The 23,932-nt window shown below is 42.6% G+C and carries 13 protein-coding genes, 1 pseudogene and 1 riboswitch; of the genes and pseudogenes, 12 read left to right on the top strand and 2 right to left on the bottom strand.

From position 1 onward, the window contains the following. Nucleotides 1-3: 3 nt before the first annotated feature. The 10 genes from AC1DUD_RS19290 (at nt 4) to AC1DUD_RS19245 (ending at nt 17,236) form a co-directional block, all read left to right on the top strand. Nucleotides 4-3,096 (top strand): SusC/RagA family TonB-linked outer membrane protein, encoded by a 3,093-nt coding sequence (locus AC1DUD_RS19290; protein WP_477377311.1) that lies wholly within the window; start codon nt 4-6, stop codon nt 3,094-3,096. An 82-nt stretch (nt 3,097-3,178) separates the two neighbouring features. Continuing rightward, a complete protein-coding gene (locus AC1DUD_RS19285; protein WP_477377309.1) occupies nt 3,179-4,354 on the top strand; it encodes a prolipoprotein diacylglyceryl transferase in 1,176 nt (391 codons plus the stop codon). Between the two features lie 10 nt (nt 4,355-4,364). After that, nucleotides 4,365-5,555, top strand: a complete 1,191-nt coding sequence (locus tag AC1DUD_RS19280) for a DUF4185 domain-containing protein (protein WP_477377307.1) — start codon at nt 4,365-4,367, stop codon at nt 5,553-5,555. A gap of 142 nt (nt 5,556-5,697) precedes the next feature. Further along, nucleotides 5,698-7,974, top strand: coding sequence for a GH92 family glycosyl hydrolase (locus AC1DUD_RS19275; protein ID WP_477377305.1), 2,277 nt, complete (start codon nt 5,698-5,700; stop codon nt 7,972-7,974). Nucleotides 7,975-8,196: 222 nt separating this feature from the next. Further along, nucleotides 8,197-11,160: a discoidin domain-containing protein gene (locus tag AC1DUD_RS19270; RefSeq protein WP_477377303.1), complete on the top strand. Its 2,964-nt coding sequence runs from the start codon at nt 8,197-8,199 to the stop codon at nt 11,158-11,160. Nucleotides 11,161-11,246: 86 nt separating this feature from the next. Next, entirely contained in the window at nt 11,247-12,407 is a 1,161-nt protein-coding gene (locus AC1DUD_RS19265) for an acyltransferase family protein (protein WP_477377301.1), read from the top strand. Nucleotides 12,408-12,554: 147 nt separating this feature from the next. Further along, a complete protein-coding gene (fucP, locus tag AC1DUD_RS19260) occupies nt 12,555-13,790 on the top strand; it encodes an L-fucose:H+ symporter permease (RefSeq protein ID WP_477377299.1) in 1,236 nt (411 codons plus the stop codon). A gap of 109 nt (nt 13,791-13,899) precedes the next feature. Beyond that, nucleotides 13,900-14,925, top strand: a complete 1,026-nt coding sequence (locus tag AC1DUD_RS19255) for a LacI family DNA-binding transcriptional regulator (protein ID WP_477377297.1) — start codon at nt 13,900-13,902, stop codon at nt 14,923-14,925. 107 nt (nt 14,926-15,032) lie between these two features. Further along, complete coding sequence (locus tag AC1DUD_RS19250; RefSeq protein WP_477377295.1) at nt 15,033-15,641, top strand: MCP four helix bundle domain-containing protein; 609 nt, start codon at nt 15,033-15,035, stop codon at nt 15,639-15,641. Between the two features lie 149 nt (nt 15,642-15,790). After that, nucleotides 15,791-17,236, top strand: coding sequence for a TlpA family protein disulfide reductase (locus AC1DUD_RS19245; RefSeq protein WP_477377293.1), 1,446 nt, complete (start codon nt 15,791-15,793; stop codon nt 17,234-17,236). A 1-nt stretch (nt 17,237) separates the two neighbouring features. Here AC1DUD_RS19245 and AC1DUD_RS19240 read toward each other — a convergent pair whose 3' ends face one another. Further along, a complete protein-coding gene (locus tag AC1DUD_RS19240; RefSeq protein WP_477377291.1) occupies nt 17,238-17,834 on the bottom strand; it encodes a TetR/AcrR family transcriptional regulator in 597 nt (198 codons plus the stop codon). Nucleotides 17,835-18,187: 353 nt separating this feature from the next. On the opposite strand from AC1DUD_RS19240, the gene AC1DUD_RS19235 reads away from it, so the two are divergent. After that, nucleotides 18,188-19,426 (top strand): MFS transporter, encoded by a 1,239-nt coding sequence (locus AC1DUD_RS19235; RefSeq protein WP_477377289.1) that lies wholly within the window; start codon nt 18,188-18,190, stop codon nt 19,424-19,426. 97 nt (nt 19,427-19,523) lie between these two features. Here AC1DUD_RS19235 and AC1DUD_RS19230 read toward each other — a convergent pair whose 3' ends face one another. Then, nucleotides 19,524-20,888: an MFS transporter gene (locus AC1DUD_RS19230; protein WP_477377287.1), complete on the bottom strand. Its 1,365-nt coding sequence runs from the start codon at nt 20,886-20,888 to the stop codon at nt 19,524-19,526. Nucleotides 20,889-21,113: 225 nt separating this feature from the next. Next, nucleotides 21,114-21,306, top strand: a riboswitch (cobalamin riboswitch). A gap of 172 nt (nt 21,307-21,478) precedes the next feature. Here AC1DUD_RS19230 and metE point away from each other — a divergent pair. After that, nucleotides 21,479-23,803 (top strand): annotated as a pseudogene (metE, locus tag AC1DUD_RS19225) (5-methyltetrahydropteroyltriglutamate--homocysteine S-methyltransferase). Nucleotides 23,804-23,932 lie beyond the last annotated feature (129 nt).

Raw genomic sequence — 23,932 nt, 5'->3', positions numbered from 1 at the left:
TTTATGAGAAAAATAATACTTTTCTTCCAGATATTAATGATCCTGCTCCCGTCGGTGTCATTCGCGCAAAGCAGGATCGTAACAGGTACTGTGCGCGATATAACCGGGGTATTACCGGGGGTATCGGTTATAGAGAAAGGCATGCCTAATAATGGCGCAGTAACCGATGCAAGCGGCAAGTTTACCCTAAATCTCAGGGGGCAGTCCAACACTGTTTTGGTACGTTTTATAGGTTACATCCCGCGTGAGCTACGGATACCCGAATCGCGTAAAATGGACATTATATTACAGACTAATACCAATGGTTTGGACGAGGTTGCCGTTGTTGCCTATGGAACAAGAAAACGTATCACCAACACAGGTGCTGTAAGCTCTATCTCTGCCAGCGAGATCCGTACAGTGCCAACTGCCAACGTGCAAAATGCTTTAACCGGTAAACTGCCTGGTTTCTTTTCGCAGCAGTCTTCCGGTCAGCCGGGTAAGGATGCATCAGATTTTTATATCCGTGGTGTAAGCTCATTGAACCCATCAGGGAACCAGCCGCTTATTATTGTGGATGATATAGAATACAGCTATGATCAGTTGCAGCAAATCAACGTAAATGAGATAGAAAGTATCTCCATCCTAAAGGACGCCTCAACCACGGCTATTTATGGTATAAAAGGTGCTAACGGTGTATTGGTGGTTACCACCCGCCGCGGTAAGGCTGGCACACCTAAAGTAAACCTGCGTGTTGAAAGCGGGATTCAGCAGCCAACCAAAACACCGCAATTTTTAGATTCATACAATACTGCTGTGCTTATTAATGAAGCTCAGCGTAATGATGGTATCCCGCAGAGCTTTACCCAGCAGGACCTCGATCTTTTTAAAAATGGGTCCGACCCATACGGGCACCCCAATGTGGATTGGTACGATAAGATCTTCAAGAAATACACTTATCAAACCAATGCCAACCTTGATATTTCGGGCGGTACTACCGGGGTGAAATATTTCATTTCGGGCGGTGCATTGAACCAGAATGGTTTAGTACGTGATTTTGCGGATCCGCAAAGTTTAGTTAACACGAATTACTATTTCAAACGCTACAACTTTCGCTCAAACCTCGATTTAAAAGCCAACAAAACGCTCGATTTACGATTGGATATCACCACCCGCTTCTCCGATCTGAACCAGCCTTATAACCAGAACGCCGTGAGCGAAGTGTACAACTTCACCAAGGAAACGCCTTTTACCGCGCCATATCTTAACCCTAATGGGAGTTATTCATACGCCTACTCATCGTTTAACCCCGATCACCTGCCGACACTTAACGCGAGACTGGCAACAGGCGGTTATCAGCATTCGCGCCGTACCGATTTTAACGTACTTTTCGGCGCAACCCAACGATTGGACGATTTAACCAACGGACTTTCGGTAACCGGTCGTGTTGCTTACTCAAGCATCGAGCAGTTCACCAAGCAGATCTTCAATGGCGGGATTCCGGCCTATCATTACGATCCAACTACTGATCAATATTCATTAAGACCCGGTGCTACCTATGTGTACCAAACTTATGCGTTAACAGGCAGTACTGATATCAGTACCAACAACTACAACGTGCAGCTTTACGCTAACTATGATAGGACGTTCCGCGGTTCGCATCATTTTTCGGGCTTGTTGTTGTTCAACCAAACTTCACAAACCTATTTTACATACCCGCTGCTTGATGGGGCACAGGTTGGTGTACCACAAAAGTTCCGTGGCGTATCGGGTAAAGTTGGTTATGATTTTAAACAAAAAATCCTGTTCGACTTTAACGTAGCCTATAATGGTACCGACCGTTTTGCGGCCAATCACCGCTTCGGTATTTTCCCGGCCGTGAGCTTTGGATACAACATAGCTAAAGAGTCGTTTTTTKAAAAAGCTTTACCGGTTTTCAGTCTGTTAAAAATAAGAGGCAGTTAMGGTTTGGTTGGTTCGGATGCAGCGCCGGGTAACCGCTATGTATACAACCAGGTTTATAACCAGGGTGGCGGCTACAATTTTGGCGAAACTGCACAAGGCTATAATAGCATATACGAAGGTTCATTGGGCAACCCAACTGTAGTTTGGGAACGCGCTAAAAAGATCGACATTGGTTTGGATGCCAACTTGTTTAACGATAAGATCTCCATCACCGCCGATTATTTTCATGATATCCGCTACAACCAACTGATTACCCCTGGTAGCGTGCCCGAAATATTGGGCGTTGGCTTACCTGCGGTAAACATTGGTAAAACCCGCAATCAGGGTCTCGACGGGCAGATCAGCTACCATAGCACCCTTGGCAAGGTACAGTACAATGTTGGCTTCGTGTTCTCCTATGCTAAAAACAAGATCTTGTATGAAGATGAAGCTACACCGGCTTACCCATGGCTTGCCCAAACAGGTCATTCAATCGGGCAGCAATATGGTTATCACTTTTTGGGGTACTATACCGCCGCAGATATTGCCGCCATCAATTCGGGAAGTAAATCAGTTGCGATCCCTGATAATGGGATTCCGTTACAACCCGGTGATCTGAAATACCAGGATTTGAACGGCGATGGGGTTATTAACGTATTCGATAAAAGGGCTATCGGTAATCCTAATCTGCCTAATACTATTCTTGGCTTATCATTACAAGCTGTTTACAAAGGCTTTAGTGTTAGCGTGCTTTTGCAGGGATCGTTCAATTATAGTTTTGCCGTTATCGGCACAGGTATCGAACCGTTCCAAAGCCAGTTTCAGCCCATACACCAGGAACGCTGGACGCCCGAAAACCCGGTTAATGCTGCATTCCCAAGGTTAGGTACCAACCCAACTTCGGTAAATAGCCCTACAGCTTATTTTTCTGATTATTGGTTAGTAAATGCGCATTACGTTCGTTTAAAAACGGTTGATATCGGCTATCAGTTGCCGACTAAATTGTTACCGTTCAAAATCAATAATGCCCGTATTTACATGAGTGCTTATAATTTATTAACGTTTGACAATTACAAAAAATACCAACAGGATCCGGAGATTGCCACCAACACAGCAGGTGATGCATACATTAACCAACGGGTGATCAACTTAGGGATCCAGGCAGGTTTTTAATAACCAATGCGTAAACCTTAAGGAGCTGGCGCCGTGGTGCCGGCTTCCTTTTTGTTTTGGCAGACAAACTTTAATTTAGGACATGTTTCCAACCATTGGCGATTTGATATTTTATCTCTTCCATATCCGGATTGGGTTTCCTATCCAAACGCTTGGTTTTTTTATGGCCCTGGCTTTTTTATTGGCTTACATTGTTTTTACTTCAGAATTTAAAAGATATGAGGCCATTGGAAAAATCAATGCATTTAAGCGGAAGGCGGTAATCGGAAAGCCTGCATCCGCAGCGGAAATGATCGTCAATTTTTTACCCGGCTTTTTATTTGGTTTTAAGCTTTTCGGGGCTGTTTTCAATTACCAGGTTTTTGCGGCAAACCCGCGGGCGTATATGCTGTCGTTGCATGGAAATTTAACAGCCGGAATCCTAATTGGCGGCGCATTTGCCTTCTGGCTTTACCGCGATAGAAAAAAATTAGTATTGCCGCAACCACAAACAACAGAATACACGGTGCACCCTTACCAATTAATGGGCTTGTTAGTTTTTAGTGTAGCTTTTTTTGGTTTCATTGGTGCTAAACTGTTTGACGTTGTTGAGCATTTCGGCCGGTTGAGGTATGATCCTTTAGGTACATTATTTTCTGCCAATGGTTTTGCTTATTACGGTGGACTGATCTTTGGTGCACTCACATACCTCTACATTGGGCACAGACATAAAATGAAGTTGGTGCACCTTGCCGATATTGGTTCACCAGGTATGATGCTTGCTTATGGTATTGGTCGCATTGGTTGCCAGTTGGCCGGTGATGGCGATTGGGGGAAGATTAATACGCATCTAAAACCCGGCATTTTGAACTGGCTACCCGATTGGATGTGGGCGTTTAATTATCCGCATAATGCTATAAATTCAGGAACGCCCATTCCCGACTGCCTGGGTAATTATTGTAACCAGCTGGCTAACCCGGTGTATCCAACTCCATTTTATGAGGCTACTTTGTGTATTGGCATGTTTTTGCTGATGTGGGTTTTTCGTAAGCGGATAGTTACACCCGGTTGTATGTTTTTCCTGTACCTTGTACTTAATGGCACCGAACGTTTTTTGATAGAGCAGATCCGCATAAACCCCGTTTATAATTTTTTAGGTTTACCATTTACCCAAGCCGGTTTCATTGGTTTTTTAATGCTGATGGGGGGATTAACCGGTTTTGTGGCATTGCTTGTTAAGCATAAAAGCCATCACCACAAACATTTACCTGTATTATAAATATCATTTAATGAAAAAATTTACGCTTGTTTATTTAGCTTGTTCGGCCTTGGTTTCCATTAACGGTGCTTTTGCCCAAAAAGCTGATACCGTTAATCTAACCGATATCAAATTTAAGGTTGAAGCTGCGCCTGAGTGGTCGGCCCTGTTGAAACGCGATTCGGGCTGGTTTGGAGGGGATGGCATTTATACTATTCCCTTGAATGGCAAGGAAACAGGCCAGGCAAAAACCAAAGATAAAGTGCTTTTCATATTTAGCGATAGCATGATAGGTGCGGTGCGTGATAACACCATGGCACCCGGCGCGGTAATGATCCATAATGCAGTAGCCGAACTCAATGGCAATGAGCCCTTAGATAAGCAAATGAAATTTTACTGGGATAAAAATGAAAAAGGAAATGCTGAGCCGATTTTCGTTCCGCATACACCTAAAACAGAGGCTAAAGATTATTACTGGCTTGGGGACGGCTTTGTAAACCAGGCATTAAATAACGATATCTACATTTTTGGATACCGGGTACACAACGTAAGCAATGAGGCATTTGGCTTTAGAGAAGTGGGCAATACACTGATAAAAATCCCGGCAAAAAGCAAGCCGCCTTATAAAGATCTGAAGCAAATGGATACGCCTTTTTACCTGATGGATCAGAAAGGTGAAAGCGGTTCGTTTGGTGCAGGGATCTATGTAAACACCAAAGAAGCCGGCGCACCAAAGCCCGATGGTTACATTTACGTTTACGGGGTGCGTGGCATGGCCAAGCATTTGATGGTTGCCCGTGTATTGCCTAAAGATTTTGAAGACTACAGCAAGTGGACTTTTTACAACGGTACAACCTGGGTAGGCGATATGCAACAGGTAGCCAATGTCACCAACAGTGTATCAAATGAATTAAGTTTTAGTCCGCTGCCGGATGGCCGCTATGCTTTGATATTCCAGGTAGGAGGGATGACCACATCGGTGGGGATGCGGATAGGTGCGAGCCCGGTAGGTCCATTTGGCCCGATCATTAAATTATGGGATTGCAAACCCGATCTTACCGCCAAAACTTTTGTGGTTTATAATGCCAAGGCACATCCAAGCTTATCAAAACCCGGCGAACTACTGATCAGCTATAACATTAACTCCGTCGATTTTTTAAACGACCTGAAGAAATATCCTAACCTGTACAGGCCAAGATTTATCAGGGTGAAATTTGAATAAGAGCATTCAGGTTCAAACAAATCCGGCCGACCGCCAACACTAAGAATTAGTTTGAAGTTTAATTTGCTAAATCGATTTATTTTTTATTTTTGTATGCGGATGATGTGCTCTTATCCATCAGCCCACACCATATTATAAACCAATGAACATACGCTCGCTTGTTTGCGCCGCAGCGCTTATTTATACCGGAAACCTCTTTGCCCAGGAAAGCAATCTTGTTAAATATGTGAATACCCGGCAGGGCACCAATACTAAATATGAGTTTTCCTATGGTAATACCTATCCGGCTACTTCGCTTCCTTTTGGGATGAACACCTGGACACCACAAACCGGTAAAAATGGCGACGGCTGGAAGTATCAATATTTTGAGCATACCATTCGTGGTTTTCAGCAGTCACATCAGTGCAGTTCATGGGTAAATGATTATGCAGTGTTTTCGCTGATGCCGGTTACTGGTAAACTGGTTGTAAATGAAGATGAACGGGCGGCACAATTCAGCCACGATAATGAAATAGCCCAACCCAGTTATTACAAAGTAAAGCTTGATAATAATATCACTACCGAAATGTCGCCGACCGAACGGGGTGCACATTTGCGGTTCTCTTTCCCGAAAGGTAAAGCCTCATATCTTGTTTTAGATGGCTACACCAAAATGAGTGGCGTAAAGATCATTCCTGCAGAACACAAGATAACCGGCTACGTAAACAACTGTCGCTGGGCACCTAAAGATTTCAGGAATTACTTTGTTATTGTTTTTGATAAACCTTTCGCAGATTACGGTACCTGGGAAAATAAAAAGAATACGCTTGCTGCTAAAAACGAAGCAACAGAGGGTGAAGGAGTTGGCGCATACCTCAAATTTAAAGATGGCGAAACAGTACAGGCCAAAGTAGCTTCGTCCTATATCAGCCCTGAACAAGCCGAATTTACGCTAACAAGCGAATTAGGTAAGTATAAATCATTTGATGATACCCACAAAGCAGCCGACAAAGTGTGGAACCAGTTGCTTGGCCGCATGGCTATTGAAGGCGGTACGGAAGATCAAAAAGCTACTTTTTACTCGTGTATGTATCATGCTAACCTGTTCTCGCACCAGTTTTTTGAGTACGGAAAAGACGGCAAACCATATTATTATAGCCCTTACGATGGCAAGGTACATGATGGTTATATGTATACTGATAATGGTTTTTGGGATACCTTTCGTGCCCAGTTTCCGCTGAATACGGTATTGCATCCTAAAATGGAAGGTCAGTTGGTACAAGCCCTGCTTGATGCTCAACAACAATGCGGCTGGCTGCCTGCGTGGTCGTTTCCTGCAGAAACAGGGGGGATGTTGGGCAACCATTCTATATCGTTGCTAACAGATGCCTGGGTAAAAGGCATCCGCACTTTCGATCCTAAAAAAGCTTTGGAGGCTTATTATCATGAGGTCACCAATAAAGGCCCGTGGGGAAGTGCCAACGGCCGACCAGGTTGGAAGGAATATTATGCCAACGGCTATGTACCCTTTACGCCGCAAACCCTTGGTTCAACCGCATGGACGCTGGAGTTTGCTTATGATGATTTTTGCGGCTACCAGCTGGCTAAACTCACCGGTAATAAATTTTATGAAGATGTTTTTGCCCGGCAGATGTATAATTATAAAAATCTGTTTGATCCTAAAACGCGTTTTATGCGCTCCAAAGATGCGCAGGGTAACTGGATAGAACCCTTTGATCCCATGGATTGGGGCGGTCCATACACCGAGGGCAATGCCTGGCACTGGACCTGGTCGGTTTTTCAGGATACGCAAGGTTTGATAAACCTGATGGGTGACGAGAAAAACTTTACCGCTAAAATTGATTCGGTATTTACAGAGCCGGGTACTATCAAAGTAGGAGGGTATGGGCAGGTGATTCACGAAATGACTGAGATGGCCGCCTTTAAGATGGGACAATACGCGCAAGGCAACGAACCCATTCACCACTTGCTTTACATGTACAACTATGCAGGCCAGCCCTGGAAAGCCCAGCAGCATTTGCGCGATGTGATGGACAAAATGTACAATGCCGGCGAAAACGGTTATCCCGGCGATGAGGATGAAGGCCAGATGTCGTCATGGTTTGTACTGAGTGCGGCAGGCTTTTACAGCGTTTGCCCGGGTACCGACCAGTATGTGATTGGTAGCCCGTTGTTTAAAAAGATGACCATATCGCTGGAAAATGGTAAAAAGTTCGTGATTGAAGCCAATAATAACAGCCAGCAAAATGTATACATCCAGTCGGCTACACTTAATGGTAAGCCATATACGCACAACTGGATCACTCAGGCTGATATCATGAACGGGGGTGTCCTCCATTTTGAAATGGGTGATAAGCCGGCTATAAACCGTGGACTTGCACTTGAAGACCGGCCGTTTTCGCTTTCAAAGCCTCAATAAAAATTAAAAGAACAATAAAAAGCGTTATTGCGAGTGATTAAATTCAGCTGACTCCAAATATGAGATCACAAAAAGTTGGGTTGTCAGTCTGAGCCTGTCGAAGACTCGCGCGGAGAGGCCTGCCCACCATGCTTCGACAGGCTCAGCATGACAGCCACTTTAAACTTGTCATAAGTAGGAACCAAGCAATAGCGCTTTTTTAAGATAAGCTAAAACGATTTTATGAACAATCTTTACAAGTTTAAAAAACTATCCCTGTTAATTACCTCCATGCTGCTGATGCTCAATGCTGCATCGGCACAGGAGATCTTTTATCTTAACAACACCAACAAACAAGTAACCTGGAAAGTAAAAGCCCAGGCCGATCTGGGAGCTGATAGCCTTGAGATCTACAAAAACGGCTACGTGGCTACCGATTGGGTAAAGGCCATTGTTCCGGGAACTGTATTTTCATCATATGTGGCGGCCGGTTTGGAGAAAGATCCCAACTTTGGCGATAATATTTATAAGGTTGATAAAAAGAAGTACGACCGTAATTTCTGGTACCGTACGGAGTTTAACGTACCTGCAGGTTTTAACAAACAAAAGATCTGGCTTAACTTCAAGGGGATCAACCGTAAGGCAGAGATCTACCTGAACGGGAAAAAGATTGGCGCTCTGGATGGTTTTATGCAACGGGGTATGTATGACGTGACAAAGCTGGTCAATAAAGCCGGGGCAAGCACGTTGGCTGTTTTGGTTTATTGTCCACTAAACCCACTGGTAAATTATGCCAGCCCTACGTATATTTCCAGTGCCAGCTGGGATTGGATGCCTTATGTACCAGGCCTTAACAGTGGTATCACCGATGATGTTTATCTTACTAATACAGGTAGCCTTACTATTAATGATCCATGGATCCGTACCGAGGTACCTACCACGGCCCGTGCCGAAGTTTCAATAGCAGTGGGGGTTAAAAATAGTACCGATGTGTTTCAAACGGGCACGTTAACAGGGGTGATTAATCCCGGAAACATCCAGTTTACCCAAAAGGTATTTGTCGGAGCCAACAGCAATGCAGAAATTAAAATCGATCCAAAACATTTTGAACAGATGGTGATTAACGGCCCAAAGCTGTGGTGGCCTAATGGCTACGGTGATGCTAATTTGTATACCTGTAAACTAAGCCTGAAGTTGGGCGATGAAATATCCGACATTAAACAGATTAAATTCGGTATAAAAAAATATAGCTACGATACATTGGGCCATGTATTGCACTTGTATGTGAACGGGACGAAAGTGTTTTTAAAAGGCGGTAATTGGGGCATGGCCGAGTACATGCTGCGCTGCCGGGGAGATGAGTATGATACCAAGGTGCGCCTGCATAAAGAGATGAATTTTAACATCATTCGTAACTGGATAGGCTCAACCACGGATGAAGAATTTTATGATGCCTGCGATAAATACGGTATCATGATCTGGGACGATTTCTGGCTTAACTCCATCCCCAACCTGCCCAATGATGTGAATACCTTTAACGCCAATGCCATCGAAAAAATAAAACGGTTCAGGAACCATCCTTCCATTGCCATTTGGTGCGGTGATAATGAGGGGGAACCGCTACCGCCGCTCAACAACTGGCTTCGGGAGGACATCAGCGCTTATGATGGTAACGACAGGTATTATCAGCCCAATTCGCATGCCGGTAACCTGACAGGCAGCGGGCCATGGACAAACTTTGATCCGCGCTGGTATTTCAGCCGTTTCCCTAATGGGTTTGGCGGTAACCAGGGCTGGGGCCTACGCAGCGAGATAGGCACAGCGGTATTTACCAATTTCGACAGCTTTAAAAGATTTATACCAAAGGATAAATGGTGGCCGCGAAACGAGATGTGGAACCTGCACTTTTTTGGCCCTTCTGCAGGCAACGCGGGGCCCGACAGGTATGATGATGGCATTAAAAACCGCTATGGCGCCGCTTCTGGCATTGAAGATTATTGCCGCAAAGCGCAGCTGCTAAACATTGAAACCAATAAAGCGATGTACGAAGGCTGGGAAGATAATATTTGGGAAGACGCATCGGGCATCATGACCTGGATGAGTCAGTCGGCCTATCCATCATTGGTATGGCAAACGTATGATTACTATTATGATCTCACCGGCGCTTACTGGGGCGCAAAAAAAGCCTGCGAACCGCTTCACATTCAATGGAACCCGGTAAATAATGCCATTAAAGTGATCAACACTTCGCGTAGTGATGAAAACGGTCTTACTGCGTACGTCGATGTTTATAACAGCGATGGGCAGATAGTGAAACAATACAGCTTGTCAAAAGCCATTGATGCGCCATCGAATACAGCTTTAAATTGTTTCACCATGGCATTTGCCGATAACCGCGAAAACCTTGCTTTAAATAAACCTGCTTTTGCATCGTCAACCACTATGGGTGAAGCAGGTTCTGTAACCGATGGCAATGCGGGGAGTCGTTGGGCCAGTAACTCCAATGATGCAGAATGGATCTATATTGACCTGGGAAAGACGCAGGAAGTTAATGGTGTTAAATTAAATTGGGAAGAAGCCTATGGTAAAGCGTTCAAGATCCAGGTATCCGATGATGCTAAAAGCTGGAAGGATGTTTACGAAAACGGCGATGGTCATGTTGGCGTGCAACAGATCACATTTGATGAGGTGAAGGGCCGGTATGTGCGTATGTATGGGCAGCAGCGCGGTTCGGGCTGGGGTTACTCGCTTTGGGATTTTGAGGTTTATGGCGGCGCGCCAAAAAGCAGTGGACTTACCGATGTTCATTTTATTAAGCTGAAATTGATAGATAAAAACGGAAAACTTGTATCAGACAATTTTTACTGGAGGGGGAATAAACGGACAGACTTTACAGCCCTTAACCAATTGGCAAAAGTCAACCTGAAAGTATCGTCGACTGTAAAACAAATTGATGGCAAGTATTATGTGGATGCTAAGGTCACTAATCCTTCATCATCAAATACAGCTGCCTTTGCTATCCGGGTACAAGCCACAAAAGCGGGTACGGGTGAGCAGATCTTACCGGCCATTATGAATGATAACTATTTTTCGTTGATGAAAGGCGAATCTAAAGATATCAGGATAGAGTTTGATGCAGCATTGCTGGGTAAGGATCAGGTTAAACTATTGGTTGAGCCATACAATAACCCTGTAATAATGGAGTAAGTACTGTTTAAGTCGGCCGTTAACTATTTTGAGTTAAACTTTTAAGGTAACATTATTTAATTATCTTTAGGGCCTACCTATAATTTATGCCATTAGATATTGATTATCAAATAATTGATAAGCCCAGGATTGATTCGCAGTTAATAACAGTTGATGTTAATCATTTAAAAAAAACGCCAAAAAAAGCTTTTCCTTATATCCCAGGTTTAGACAATATAAGGGGACTTGCCGTACTGTTTGTTTTACTAACCCACATGAGTTATGGCATTATTAAAGGCGGGTTATTAGGGGTTGAACTTTTTTTTGTATTAAGCGGATTTATAATAACCTCTTTATTACAAGCCGAATCATCCGCCTATGGTAAAATATCAATCTGGCGTTTTTACCTTCGCCGGGCTTTGAGGCTTTTTCCTCCTTTATTAATTTGCATAATATTAGCCAACGCCTTTTGGTCATACATAGAGGTTAGTAATCCTGTAGCTAATCAATTGTTAGCTACAATAGCGGGTTTGTTTTATTTTATCAATCTGCTGCCTGAAAAAGTTTCCGGACATCTGGTGCACCTCTGGTCTTTATCTGTTGAAGAACATTTTTATCTTTTTTGGCCGTTAGTAACTTCCTTCTTTTTATTCAAATTTTCACGGCGAAATCAAATAAAAGTTCTGTTAACGTTGATAATAATCGCATCCATATATCGATTTTGGCAGGGGCATTTTGAAACTTCATTTTACGGCGGCTTGCTGATCATTGATCCTATGCGCTTTACGCTTTGCAGCGTTGATAGTATTTTAACAGGGGCACTTTTGGCGGTTGCAATGTCAGCAACTGCGTTTAAAAACTTTTTGTTGAGCAATAAAGTCCGCAACTGGTTAATTGCCGGCTGCGTTGTTGTTTTTAGTTGTTTCCTGGCTGTGCTGAACGCTGGTTTTATTTTTCGCAACGGAGGCTTTTTATTGTTAGACGTTTTTTGTGCAGGAACAATATTTATAGCAATAAAAAGCCCGGAGCATTTTTTGTTCTCTAACAAGATCCTTAAATGGCTGGGAACAAGATCGTATGGCATCTATGTTTATCACTACGTTATTTTTGCAGTATTTGAACATTTCAGGGTTCACAGCAGTATCAGTAATTTCATTATCATATCGCTGCTCCGTGTAGCGGCTTCTCTTCTGTTTGCAGAATTATCTTACAGATATATTGAAATGCCATTGCTAATATTCAAAAAGAAGTGGGACCTGCAAAGATGATTTGACAATAAGTAGATTGCCGGGTGGCGTGACTGACATATTTGTGAAAATTATTTACAATGTCCGCGCGAAAAATAAATAATAAGCCTTTGGTACATAGAAGTTTTAAACTAATTTACCTGCCCAATTAACACACAAACCTGCACAATGGATACCAAACCCCAATTTACTGAACGCAAGTTCCTTGTAGTCCTCATTTTTGTAACCTCATTGTTTATGCTCTGGGGCATAGCCATGACTCTTGGAGATACACTGAATAAGCATTTTCAAAATGTTTTGCACGTTTCAAAATCGCGCTCGGCTTATGTCCAATTATCATTATTTGGGGCTTACGCAGTAATGGGAATTCCGGCAGGTATGTTCATGAAAAAATTTGGCTATAAAAACGGCGTGCTTTTAGGTCTCGGGCTTTATGCTGCAGGGGCATTCCTTTTTGTCCCGGCGGCTGATGCTAAATCGTTTGAGTTTTTTAGAGTAGCACTTTTTATCCTGGCCTGTGGCCTCGCAACACTCGAAACAGTTGCCCATCCTTTCGTTGCCTCTTTGGGGGATCAGCGTACCAGCGACCAGCGCATTAACTTTTCGCAAGCCTTTAACGGTGTGGGCGGCGTTATTGGTCCGTTATTGGGCAGCTATTTTGTTTTAAAAGGCGGCCAGGAACATTCTAACGACCTGATATCGGTAAAACACTTGTATATAGTGATAGGAGCGGTGATAGCGTTGGTAGGTGTGGCATTTTCATTTTTAAAAGTACCTTCATTGCAGGATCCGCATGTTGTGGCTACTGATTCATATGCCGTTGCGGGCGAAGGACATATCCAGGAAAGCCTGTTCAGGAAAAAGCATTTTGTTTTTGCTGCCATAGCTCAGTTGTTTAACGTAGCGGCACAGGGAGGCACCTGGGCGTTTTTTATTAATTATGGTCACGAGATCATGCATCTGACCGACGAACATGCGGGCTATTATTTTTCATTAAGCATGGTGATGATGATGGCCGGCAGGTTTATAGGCACTTTCCTGATGCGCTACATAGCGCCAAATAAATTACTGGCGATATTTGCCTTAGGCAATATCCTGATGTGTATTATCGTGGCTCAGGGTTTTGGTGTAGTATCATTTGTTGCACTGTTGTTTATTAACTTCTTCTTCAGTATCATGTTCCCAACTATATTTAGCCTTGGTTTGAAAAATTTGGGGGCACAAACTCAAAATGCATCGTCATTTATTGTAATGGGTGTTGTTGGCGGAGGATTGTTTCCGCCGATTATGGGCCTGATTGCCAACCATAATGTGGCTACGGCTTATTATCTGCCTATCATTTGTTATGTGGTCATATTTTTATTCGGCATTAGTTACCCAAAACTTAACAAGCAAGTAGTTTAACCAAAATAGCTTAATCGATTTATTTTTATATTTCGGCCAATAATCGCTCGATAAACTATGGTTATTGAGCGATTATATTTTATATTTGATTTTAGCCAATTATAAGCCATTGAAAAAACTATCTATTGTTGATATCGCCAATGAATTAAAGGTTTCTAAAACTACGGTATCATTTATACTGAACGGGCGTGCCAAGGAAAAACGGATAGGCGATGATCTGGTTGAGCGTGTTACCAAATACGTTGAAGAAGTGGGTTATAAACCTAACTCTCTTGCCAAAAGCCTGCGTACCGGCAAGTCAAATACTATTGGTTTGATGGTTGAAGATATCTCAAATCCATTTTTTGCCAGCATAGCCCGGCTTATCGAAGACAGGGCTTATAAAAACGGTTACAAAATACTTTATTGCAGTACAGATAACGATACGCAAAAAACAAAGGAATTGATCAATATGTTCCGCGACAGGCATGTTGACGGTTACATTATAGCCCCGCCCGAAGGTATAGAGGACGATGTAGAGCAACTGCTTAAGGATGGTTTGCCTGTGGTTATGTTCGACAGGCATTTACCAAAAGTAAATACCGATTATGTAGAGGTTGATAACCTTTTCAGTACTTATAACGCCACAAGGCATTTAATACAGCAAGGGTATAAAAACATTGCCTTTGTTACTTTCGCTTCCTCGCAAACACAAATGCTGGCCCGTGTACAAGGCTATAAGGATGCGCTGAAAGAAAGCCGCTTTACGCCCGTGGTTAAAGAAATTGTTTTTAACCAGGATGAGGAAATGATCATCAAACCTATGACTGCTTTTTTTAAAAAGCATAAGGATCTTGACGCAGTAGTGTTTGGTACCAACCATGTAGGTACGTGTGGGTTAAAAGTATTTAATGTTTTGGGTATAAAGGTTCCCGAAAATATGGCTGTTATATCGTTTGATGATTATGACGTTTTTAAACTATACTCGCCGCCTGTTACCGCTATAGCTCAGCCTGTTGATGAAATTGCCGATAACGTGATCACCGTGTTACTCAAAAAACTTAATTCCAAAGGGGTTAGCACAGCATCACATTCTATTATTCTTAAAACTAATCTCCAGATCAGGGGCTCATCTTCTGGTTTTAAGGTTGATTAAATCTAAAAGAGCTATATATTAGCAGGTGCGAGTGACGCATTTGTGATGGAATGGTATTTCGTAAATACCCGCCCTTATCTTTATCTTTAAGAAAACAATTTACTGCTATGACACGGGCTTATATTATAAAGAATAAAGCGAGAATGGTATTGGCCTTGGCCGTGCTTACCGCTATGCTTTTACTGGCCAACTGGAATGGCCGCGATAATGTGAAGCAACTGGATAAAACCTTAACGTCCATCATGAACGATCGTTTGCTGCCGGCTACGTTTGTACATGAAATAAGCAACCGGCTTTATGAAAATAAATTAGCGACTGCTTCGGGCTCAGATAACATGGCTACAATCAATGGTAATTATGCTGCGATAGAAGTGCTGGCAAAAAAATACGAGGCTACACAATTAACCCGCGACGAATCTGCAAAATGGAAAGCCTTTCGTACCCAATTGCGCAATCTGCAGAAACAGGAAACAGATAAAAACAACGCAGAGTTTGTTTTCGCACAGACCCTGAAATCGCTTGATCAACTGATAGCAATACAGGTTGGAGAAAGTAATCGCCTGTTACAAAGCGGGCAAAAGAACGTTAGTTCAAGCATCCTGACTGCTAATTTCGGCGCAGTTATTTGCGTTGTATTAGGGCTGTTTATCATGGTGTTATTAAGCGCGAGGGAACAAATGATCTTAAGGCATGACGAACGTCACTTGCTTAATTAAAAAGGCATTTTATGGCCAAGCTGACTTTGCCTGATAAATCATTCATATATTCAGTGTTGTTTTGGGAGGATAATATTAAAACTAATCCATAAAGTATTGTTCAAGTGAACTTACGACTTTATATTTGCTTAAACCTGCCAATTACATCTATGAAAAAAATAATCCTGCTCCTGCTATCATTTTATTTTATCAGCAGGGGAGTAGCTCAAAACGCTGTTCAACCGCTTATCATACAAGGAAAACTTACCAACTCGGCCGAAAAGATGTTAAAAATCTTTTTTGAGGACGCCAACGGAAAATTTGTTTTGGATACCATTAGACTTAATGATTCAGGTGAATTTTATTTAAAAACGTACAAAATAGCCAGGCCTCAACGTACCAGTATACAGCAAAACAATACTCAAATCAACCGGATCTATGTAGCCCCGGGGTATGATCTCCATATAACCGGAGATGCCAGCGACTTTATCAGCCTGGCAAAAACCAAAAAGATAAGCGGCATCGGTGCAGAAAGTAATCAATATCGGGTAAAATTAGACTCGATCCTGGTAGCCCGGAACGACAAGACAGCATGGTATGAACTTAAAACTGACGAACTAATCCCATTTCTTAAAAAAAGCAAAGCACTGGAAGATTCGGTACTAAATGTAGTATTTAACAAGCCGGCAAAGCAGGATAAATATTTCCATACGTTTAAGAAAATGATTGACCTGGATAATCAAAGCTTAAACTTTTATATGATGCTCCAGCACCTTGAAATGAGCAAATACGATGCGGTTCAAATGCGGGAACTGGTAGCAAAAAGCAAACCTTCAGTCTTTTCAAAAGATATATCACATGACGAATATTTGGTATCGGAAGATTACAAATCATGGGTACTGCCACTTTATTACGCCTATGAACAACGCCTGGATCTACTGCGTGATTCTGCATCGGTAAAACAACCAGGTTATGGACTTGAAAAAATCAAACAGCTTTTTACCGGTAAAGTCAGAGATTATTACCTGAACCGTCACGTAGGTAAAAGGATTGGTGGTGCTAATTCCATTGAACAATTAAATATAGCCCAAAAAGAAACGCAGCCATTTGTTGGCGCCATTAGCAATGCTGCTTTAAAAAAGGATCTCGCCAATAGTTTCATTGAAAAGAAGCAACAACTAATGCAGGTACAAATTGGTAAACCGGCTCCGGCTTTTAGTTTGACCGATGATCATGGGAAGGTTTTTAGCTTAGCTGATTTTAAAGGGAAAGTTATCTACATCGACCTTTGGGCAAGCTGGTGCGGGCCATGCCGTCAGGAAATGCCTTCATTTAAAAAACTAAGCGATAAATTTAAAACTAACCAGCAAACAGCCTTTATCAGCATTGCCGTGTACGATGGGGAGAAGGAATGGCGAAATGCGCTCAAAGAAGAAAAGCCGGATTGGCTGCAGCTTTACGATAAAAACAGCGTTGTTGCACAATCTTATGTAGCTAATGCTATCCCAAAATATATCCTGATTGATAAAGAAGGTAAGATGCTTAGCTTTGATGCACCGGGTCCGGGTAATGCACAGGCCGAACAACTGATCAATGAGGCTATCGCGAAGCCGTAGTTTATGCTTTTTCTATAGCATATGATGCCAATTCCGTTTTTAGGTTTTTGATCATGATCTGCATTGGCTTTGTGCTGTTTAATACCCTGCAAATCGCATTTCCTCCTTCAATCGAAAGCAGCATTCTTGTTGCAAATTCACCGGGGTTTATGGCGTTTGAGAGTTCTCCGTTTTTAATTCCGTCTTTAATGATATTGGTTATAGTAGTTATGGCTGTTGTAACCATATCTTTTATTTTCTTTTTAATGGTAGGGTTAGTATCGTCCGTCTCTGTAGAAAAGTTAACTATCGGACAGCCTCCATCAATATAGCTTTTGAGCGGGTTTTTGCTGTTATCCAAAACAGCATTGATCTTAGCAATAGCAGTTTTATGTTTGCTTATCGTGTTATTCCTTCTGTCGTTTAATTTCCCTAAAAGGTAATCAACAGACGCCTGGGCAAGTTCGTCCTTGCTCTCAAAGTGACCATAAAAACAGCCCTTGCTGGTATTTGCTACTTCAAGCACCTCATCAACCGAGGTGCCTGCAATTCCTTTCTCATTAAATAGAATGGCTGCCTGCTCAATAATGAATTGCCTTTTTTGCTCCCCTTTGTTCATTTTCAATTATTTAATATGCAAATATAGACTAAATGGTTTAAAAAGTTTACTAACCGGATCGGAGGCGAGTTTGTGAATATGTTGTATTTTAGTGTATGTGGTTGATAAATAGTTGATTGTGATGTTTTTGATTTTGTAGATGTAAAAGTGTTGGGAGTTTTTTTACATTGATTTTATTAATCTATGTCTCTAAATGTACCTTAAATAAGCAATTGACATAGTAATGTAATTATGGATAAAAGTAGACTGAATGGTTTTATATAATAAACCAATTAGTCTACTTTTGTTTTAAAATAAGAAGGGTATTCTGTTAATACTGACTTTGAGCACCGTTAAATTTTTAATATTAAATTATGAAACTTATAAAAGAACATCACAGGGGCATTAGCACGGTTTTAGCATTTGCGCTGATCCCCCTTTCGGGTTTTGCAACTGATATTTATATACCCTCGCTGCCTTCAATGGCCAGGGAACTGGCGGTTAATAATTCGGCGGTACAGCTATCGTTGATTGCTTTTATGATTAGCTCGGGTGTTAGCCAGTTATTTGTTGGTAGTTTGCTTGATAGCTTTGGCCGCTACCGTATTGGCACTGTCTCTTTACTGGTTTTTGCTTTGGCAAGTTTTAGCATAGCTGTTAGTCATAACATTGAACTTATTTATGCGATGCGTGTTTTGCAGGGTATCACTGTAGCTCTTATTGTAGTAGGAAAAAGGGCATACTTTGTAGATATGTATTCCGGCGAGCAACTTAAGCACTATACCAGCCTTTTTTCTATTATCTGGGCAACTGCACCTATCGTTGCACCTTTTATCGGGGGATATCTTGAAGCCGCTTTCGGTTGGGAGTCAAACTTTTTTTTCCTGGGGATTGCCACGCTTTCGCTTTTGGTTTTAGAATTGGTTTACGGCGGCGAATCGTTAAAAAACTATCATCCGTTTAAGGCAAAAAGCATTCTGCAGGTTTACCTGTCAACCATTAAAACCCGCGATTTTTCTTTGGGCCTGATCCTGATCTCGCTAAGCTATGCAATGCTGGTGGTTTACGGAATGAGCAGTCCTTTTATCATTGAGCACGTATTTCATTTTTCGCCGGTGGTAACTGGCTATTGTTCGCTGCTTTCGGGGGTATCACTCATGGCGGGCGGCATTATTTCCAAAACCCTGATTAAAAAACCGCTCATCCAAAAAGTATCGATAGCACTTGCCTTACAATTAGGTTTTGCTGCTTTAATGGTGTTTACAGCAGGTATTAAAACAAATTTGTTTACGCTAATGGCCTTTACTGCTTTAGTTCACTTGTTATCAGGCTTTATATTCAATAATATATTTGCGTACTGTTTGGGCCGGTTTTCAAAAAATGCAGGCATTGCAAGCGGTGTAACGGGAGGTTCTTTGTATATAGTTACATCCTTTTTTAGCTATGGAATTGTTAACCTCATGGCTATCAAAAATCAGCAGCTCTTAGGAACCGCATATCTTTCATTCGCGATATTGGCAGCTGTTACCTTGTTACTTTTCATCAAAGCCAGGGCTTCGCACCAAAGGCAGCAGGAAACGGCTGTTACTTTAACCGCTGAAGTTGCTGTATAAAAATTGGTAATAAAGAAGTTTTATATCATCCGATAGATAAGTGATACCGACAATTACCTACCGGCTTCAATTATCTATTAGGATGATATTGCGGCTTTTACTTTCTTAAACCTCGGATCACCAAGATCATAGCAAAGGCTGTTAAGCCAATAGAGATTGCCGCGCTTTTGGATACGGCGCCTAAGATATTCAACGTACCACCGGCAGCCATGGCACCAAAAACAGCAACACCGATGGCGCCTGCTGTTTGCCTTGCCGTATTCAGGATAGCCGAAGCTGTTCCTGATAGTGTTTTATCCACGCTTGATAAAATACCATTGGTCATGGCAGGTACGGCAAGGCCCATACCCATCGGCAGGACCAGGAAGGGTAGGAAAAGCTGAATGTAAGGCGTATGCTGGTGCACTACAAATAAGCCTGCAAACCCAGCGGCAAACATGATCAGGCCCACAATAATAGGTTTACGGATCCCGTAGCGATTGATAATACGGCTGCTGATCACATTGGAAATTACAAAGCCTACAGTAAGCGGAAGAAATGCCAGCCCGGCCATAATGGAGGGATAATTAAGTACTTTTTGCAGGTAAAGGCTTAAAATAAAAACACTCCCATAATAAGACCCATTTAAAACGGCACCCAGCACTAATAACGCATTAAACCTTCCTGACCTGAACAGGTGGAAAGGCAGCATGGGATGCTTGACCTTGTTTTCAATCCATAGAAAGATCCCGAAAAGCAACAAACTCAAAATAAGTCCTCCCCAAATCAGCACATGGCCAAATCCAAACCTTGGTATTTCAATGATCACACTGATGAGGGTTGTAATGGATAGCATCCAGGTGATTTGTCCGGGTAAATCAAAGCTCCTTTTTGTCGTTTTTTCCGTTTGCTCCATTTTAAAACTCAGGATGTAACCAATGATGCAGATGGGAATGTTAACTATAAAAATGAAACGCCAGCTACTAAATGCTATCAGTAAACCACCAATTGTAGGGCCTGCCGCCATGGCAGAGCTTCCGGCGGCTGTCCACAAGCCAACAGCACGCGTACGTGTTTGCGGCATATGTGCAAACTGGTGATTGAGCAGTGCAAGAGAACTTGGTATCATCATAGCGGCCCCAATTCCCTGCGCCACACGGCAAATGATAAGTGTAATGGCATCGGGAGCTAAACCGCAGCCTGCTGATGCAATACCGAAGATGATCAAGCCGATCTGGAATATTCTTTTCGATCCTAAAAGATCGCCGAGACTGCCTGCCGACAACATGAGTACAGCAAAGGCGAGGGTGTATGCGTCAATTACCCATTGCAGGGTGCTGATACCGGCGTGATATGCTTTTGCAATTTCAGGTAAAGCAATGTTGACTATAGAAACATCAAGCTGTGCTACTACGAAAGCGAGACTGGTGGTTAATACCACCCAGGTAAATCCCGGTGGGTTTGAATGCGTTTTCTGACTCATAGAAGCAGCCAAAGTTAAGGATCAATTTGCATCGGGAATGGTACAATTCAACGGTTTATTAAGCTCACTTGCTTATTGACCGTTGTGTGACTTATGGTAGATAGAGGAGACCTGCTATCCGTCTTTCACAGAGTGCTTTATCAAAACATCATACTTTAACAAATAAATAACCTGAATATTCAGCGGGCATATCCCTATATTTGCCTTGATATAGTTCTTTACTTTACTTCATCAACCGGTATAGGTTTTACTTAATTGTAGATTAATAGGGAATCGTGTGCAAATCACGAACTGTCGCGCAACTGTAAGTAACACAAAAAAGTTTTTGCCAATGATACCCACTGATCGTACGTTGCGATTGGGAAGGGTGGTAAAAATGTTACAAGTCAGGAGACCTGCCTAATACTGAATTGACAGTGCTTTCGCGGTATGAAGCTTTGGTCAGGGTTATGATTGCTTGCTTGTTTGGGTTTATTACCCATAGTGATAGCCTGTACCCATATATTCTCTCCCTTTTACTTACCACAAAACATTGCGAAGCTTAGCTGAAAGGGCTTTTAACCGATTTATTCATTTAATCAATTAAAAGAATGCTAACGCAAAATTTAGGTTACCCGCGCATTGGTAGCCGGCGCGAATTAAAAAAAGTCTGCGAAAACTACTGGGCAGGCAAAACCGGGTTTAAAAATGTACTTACTATTGGTAAATACATCAGGGAAGAAAACTGGCTGCTGCAAAAAGAGGCCGGGATTGACCTGATCCCCTCAAATGATTTTTCGTTTTATGACCAGGTGCTTGACCACTCGTTGATGTTTGGCGCTATTCCCAAACGTTACCATGAGGTGATAAAGCAAAAGGGGAATACTGAGCTTGATCTGTATTTTGCTATGGCCCGCGGTTATCAAAAAGAAGGTTTGGATATTGTAGCCATGGAAATGACCAAATGGTTTGATACCAATTATCACTACATAGTCCCCGAGTTTTATAAAGATCAGTAGTTTAAACTCTTCTCAACCAAAGTTATCGATGAGTTTTATGAGGCCAAACAGTTGGGCATCACCAGCAAGCCGGTATTGATCGGCCCTGTATCGTACCTGTTGTTAGGCAAAAAAAAAGAAGCTGGTTTCGATAGGGTAGACCTGATCAAAAACTTGCTGCCTGTTTATGTTGATATTTTAAATAAGCTTAAAGCTTTAGGTGCCGAATGGGTGCAGTTTGACGAGCCATTTTTAGCGCTTGATTTAACCGAGAAACAACAACAGGCAATTAAAGATACCTACGCTCAATTGAGGAAAGAGTTTCCTTTCCTGAAGATAGTACTGGCAACCTATTTTGAACGCCTGGGTGATAATACTCAATTGGCTACAGCGTTACCGGTTGATGTTTTGCATGTGGATTTAGTTCGCGCACCTCAGCAATTAGATGAGGTGATAGCCCATCTTCCGCAAAAAACTATCCTCTCATTAGGTGTGGTTGATGGCCGTAACATCTGGAAAAACGACTTTATTAATTCGCTGGGTATTATAAAATACGCTAAAGACAAACTGGGTGCCGATCGTATCTGGATAGCTCCTTCATGTTCATTGATCCATTCGCCATGTGATCTTCAAAATGAAACCAATGAAGAAGTGCTTACTCCCGAAATTAAACAATGGCTGGCCTTTGCGCGGCAAAAGATAAGTGAGGTTGTGTTACTTGGAAAACTGTCGGCCGATGTGATTGGTGATAGCAGCCTGCATCAATTGGCTAAAAACCGGGAAGCAAATGAGGCCCGCCGCACATCGACGCTTATTCATGACGAAGTTGTTAAGCAGCGGGTAAACATCATCACCGAAAATGATGTACGACGTACAAGTACTTTTGCTGATCGTAAAAAACAACAGCAGCTTTTACTTGATCTGCCGCTTTTTGCTACCACAACTATTGGTTCATTTCCGCAAACAACTGAAGTTCGAAGCTGGCGCGCACGTTTAAAGAAAGGGGAATTAACCGCAGCCGAATATGATAAACTGATAGCCGAAGAAACCGAAAAGGCAGTAAAATGGCAGGAGGAAATAGGCCTGGATGTGTTGGTACATGGCGAGTTTGAACGCAATGATATGGTTGAATATTTTGGCGAGCAACTGGCCGGTTTCACCTTTACACAGAATGGCTGGGTGCAAAGCTACGGCAGCCGTTGTGTTAAACCGCCCATTATTTATGGCGATGTATCAAGGCCGGAAGCAATGACGGTAAAATGGTCGGCCTATGCGCAGTCCCTGACCTCGCAATGGATGAAGGGTATGTTAACCGGCCCGGTCACTATTTTGCAATGGTCGTTTGTACGTAATGACCAGCCGCGCTCGGAAACCTGTACGCAGATAGCTTTGGCTATCCGTGATGAGGTATGTGATCTGGAAAGTGCGGGTATCAAGATCATTCAGATAGACGAACCCGCCATTCGTGAAGGGTTACCGCTTCGCAGGGATGACAGGGCAAATTATCTCGACTGGGCAGTTAAAGCTTTTCGAATTTCGGCAAGCGGCGTTCAGGATAGCACACAGATCCACACACATATGTGCTATTCGGAGTTTAATGATATCATTAAAAGCATAGCCGATATGGATGCTGATGTGATCACGATAGAAACATCGCGCTCACAAATGGAGCTACTGGATGTTTTTGCCGATTTTAAATATCCTAATGAAATCGGCCCCGGTGTGTACGATATCCATTCACCGCGTGTACCAAATAGAGACGAAATGATCTATTTACTCAAACGTGCACAGGCCGTAATACCCGATGCCCAGCTTTGGGTGAATCCCGATTGCGGTTTAAAAACACGCGGCTGGGATGAAACTAAAAAGGCGTTAATAGAAATGGTTGAGGCTGCAAAAGCCATCCGCGAAAGCGTGATCAATAATGTAACTGCTTAATGATTTAACTGCAGTGCACCTCTCGAAGGTACACTGCAGTTTTATAGGTGTAAATGATATGACAAGTAAAAAAAGGATGTCATGCTGAACCATTCGAAGCATGGTGGGCAGGCCTCTGCGCGCGAGTCT

The sequence above is a fragment of the Mucilaginibacter sp. P4_A11 genome (genome assembly GCF_056402535.1).
Note: the sequence above shows the minus strand (reverse complement) of the source record. Positions and strands in the feature narration are given on the sequence as shown.

Coding starts and splice junctions, on each gene's coding strand:
- AC1DUD_RS19240 (WP_477377291.1), bottom strand. CDS start 17,834: ATGAACAAAGGGGAGCAAAAAAGGCAATTCATTATTGAGCAGGCAGCC.
- AC1DUD_RS19265 (WP_477377301.1), top strand. CDS start 11,247: ATGCCATTAGATATTGATTATCAAATAATTGATAAGCCCAGGATTGAT.
- AC1DUD_RS19275 (WP_477377305.1), top strand. CDS start 5,698: ATGAACATACGCTCGCTTGTTTGCGCCGCAGCGCTTATTTATACCGGA.
- AC1DUD_RS19250 (WP_477377295.1), top strand. CDS start 15,033: ATGACACGGGCTTATATTATAAAGAATAAAGCGAGAATGGTATTGGCC.
- AC1DUD_RS19230 (WP_477377287.1), bottom strand. CDS start 20,888: ATGAGTCAGAAAACGCATTCAAACCCACCGGGATTTACCTGGGTGGTA.
- fucP (WP_477377299.1), top strand. CDS start 12,555: ATGGATACCAAACCCCAATTTACTGAACGCAAGTTCCTTGTAGTCCTC.
- AC1DUD_RS19285 (WP_477377309.1), top strand. CDS start 3,179: ATGTTTCCAACCATTGGCGATTTGATATTTTATCTCTTCCATATCCGG.
- AC1DUD_RS19270 (WP_477377303.1), top strand. CDS start 8,197: ATGAACAATCTTTACAAGTTTAAAAAACTATCCCTGTTAATTACCTCC.
- AC1DUD_RS19245 (WP_477377293.1), top strand. CDS start 15,791: ATGAAAAAAATAATCCTGCTCCTGCTATCATTTTATTTTATCAGCAGG.
- AC1DUD_RS19235 (WP_477377289.1), top strand. CDS start 18,188: ATGAAACTTATAAAAGAACATCACAGGGGCATTAGCACGGTTTTAGCA.
- AC1DUD_RS19280 (WP_477377307.1), top strand. CDS start 4,365: ATGAAAAAATTTACGCTTGTTTATTTAGCTTGTTCGGCCTTGGTTTCC.